At 73.7% G+C, this 2,412-nt stretch carries 2 protein-coding genes; both read left to right on the forward strand.

The window, feature by feature from the left end:
* Window positions 1-149 precede the first annotated feature (149 nt).
* The gene (locus tag ABTY61_RS39675; protein WP_350510094.1) at window positions 150-470 is read left to right on the forward strand and encodes a hypothetical protein; all 321 of its coding nucleotides are present in this window, start codon (window positions 150-152) and stop codon (window positions 468-470) included.
* A complete protein-coding gene (locus ABTY61_RS39680; protein ID WP_350510095.1) occupies window positions 467-2,278 on the forward strand; it encodes a DUF1003 domain-containing protein in 1,812 nt (603 codons plus the stop codon). Before ABTY61_RS39675 ends, ABTY61_RS39680 begins: the two co-directional genes overlap by 4 nt.
* Window positions 2,279-2,412 lie beyond the last annotated feature (134 nt).

A 2,412-nucleotide genomic window follows, 5' to 3' on the forward strand; every position in this document is an offset into this window, starting at 1 on the left:
CCGCCCGCCCCCCCTCGCCCCGGCCCGCGGCCCCCCCAACGGCGCTGCCGTTTGTCACCGCGCCGGAGCGGGCGCGTGCCTGCTGAGTACCCGACCCACCGCGCTCCGTACTGCCGGGTGGACACGTCGGCGAAGGTAGGCGGAGGCAGGTGAGTACGGTGATCGTCTCCGAGACGTCGGAGTTCCACATCGGCGACCGGGTGTGGGTCTACCGCGAGTCCTCCTACGGCGCGGTCGAGAGTGCCGTCGTGGTGGACGCCCCGGCGGACCGCAGCCTTCGGCTGGAGTTCGCCGACGGCCACCGCAACCACCTGCGCCACGGCCGGGTCGAGCTGCACGCCGTACGGGGAAGGGGCATTGACGGGGCGTTAAGATCCTGCCTCGGAGACCCGCCGACCGGCCGGGCCGCTGTCATCATGAACACGACTCCGGCGGCGGGCGCCGGAATCGACCGTGAGGAGCGGGCGTGACGGAAGCCGGGACGACGATCGACCAGCCGCGGCAGCAGCCGGTGACGATGGCGGACGAACAGGTCGGTCTGAACGGCGCGATCGCGGCCGCGCTGACCAGGGCGGTGGGCTCGATGCCCGCCCTGTACGTGACCCTGGTGGTGGTCGCCGGCTGGATGGCGCTGGCGACCTGGGGGCCGCTGCACTCGATCGACCCCTACCCCTTCGGTTTCCTGCTGTTCCTGGACAACGTCGTCCAACTGGTGCTCTGCCTGGCGATCCTGGTCGGTCAGCGGGTGTTGGGCCAGGCCGCCGACCGTCGGGCGGTGCAGACCTACGAGAACGCCGAGGCGATCTTCGCCAAGGTCGCCGACCTCCAGGCGCACCTGGACCGGCACGACCTGGCGCTCGGCCGCGGGGTGAGCCTGCTGGAGACCAGCGGCCACCCGTGGATCCAGCGGCACCGGGTGCAGCAGCCGCCGCAGGCGCTGGACCAGGTCACCGGGGTCAACGGGCGGATCGCCGCCTGGCTGACCGGGCGGCTGGGCAGCATGTGGGCGTTCTACCTCGCGGCCGTGACGCAGGTGGTCTGGATCGGCCTGTCCCAGTTCGGGGTGCAGACCTTCGACCCGTACCCGTTCGCCTTCATGAGCTTCCTGTCGACCCTGGCCCAGCTGATCTTCATGATCGTGATCATGGTCGGCCAGGACGTCCTGGGCAAGGCCGGCGACCGCCGGGCAGAGCAGACCCTGCTGGACGCCGAGGCCGTGCTGCACGAGTGCGGGCGGATGAAGGCCCGGCTGGAGGCGCAGGGGAAGGTCATCGAGAGCCTGGCCGACTACACCAACGCCCAGGTCACCCGGCACCTGGCCCGGGCCATCCACCAGAGCCGGGTGGCGGCGGCGGTCGAGGACGGCGAGGAGGCGGGCAGCCGCCCGGCCCTGCTGCCCTGGGAGGAGCTGTCCGAGGAACTGCGGACGGCCAACCGGCGCCAGGCCCGCCAGCTCGGCGAGCGCCTCGCCGCGGTCGGCTGCCTGATGGTGCCCACCTCGGAGCAGGTCGCCCCGGACGCGGTCGGCGGCTTCGAGGACTTCACCGAGGAGGAGGCCGAGGTGCTGGCCCGGCTGGAGCACGAGCACGAGCACCGCTACGGCACCGGCGCCGAACCGGAGGCGCTGCTCCCCGGCCAGCGGGACGGCCGGGCCGCGTTCCTGCCCTGGGAGGAACTGTCGGACCGGGCCCGTGCCCGCACGGTGGAGTCGGTGCGGCTGATCCCCGCGGTGCTCGCCGACGTCGGCTTCCAGGTGGTGCGGATCGGCCGGGTCGCCGACGGCGTGGGGGAGTTGGACTTCGCCCCCGAGGACTGGGCGACGCTCGGCCGGGCCCTGATGGCCTCCGGCGTGCTGGTCGCCCTTGCGGAGGGCGTCGCCGACCCGGAGGAGGTGATAGCGATCGTCAAGCTGCTGCGCGAGGCGAGCAGCACCCATCCGCGGCGCCTCGTCAGGGAGTTGGCGGCGGCCTCGACCTTCGACACCGGGCTGCGCCCCGACACCCGCTACGCCGAGTACCGCGGGCCCGCGCTGGAGACCATCCGGGACGCCGTACGGATCGTGGCCGAGCACGCGCCGGACGAACTCGCCGGCTACCGGGCCTTCCTGCTGGAGATCGCGACGGTGGTCGCCGACGCCAACGAGGAGGGCGGCATCCTCGGCCTGGGCGCCCGCGCCCGGGTGCCCAGCGAGCTCGCCGCCATGGAGGCCGTCCGGGCCGCGAGCCTGGGCGAGCCCGAGGGCGCGCCCGGGCGGGCGCGGACAGGTAAGCGGGGTTGAACCGACGCGATCGACGCGACCGATGCGACCGACGCGACCGGCCGAGCGACGCGACCGGCCGACCGCGGGGTGGGTCGGGGGGGTGGGGGCCGGGGAGGCGGGGATAGGGGGGAGAGTGGACCAGGCGCTCGAGA

It is taken from the genome of Kitasatospora sp. NPDC096128 (assembly GCF_040303105.1).
In the GTDB taxonomy this organism is placed as follows: domain Bacteria; phylum Actinomycetota; class Actinomycetes; order Streptomycetales; family Streptomycetaceae; genus Kitasatospora.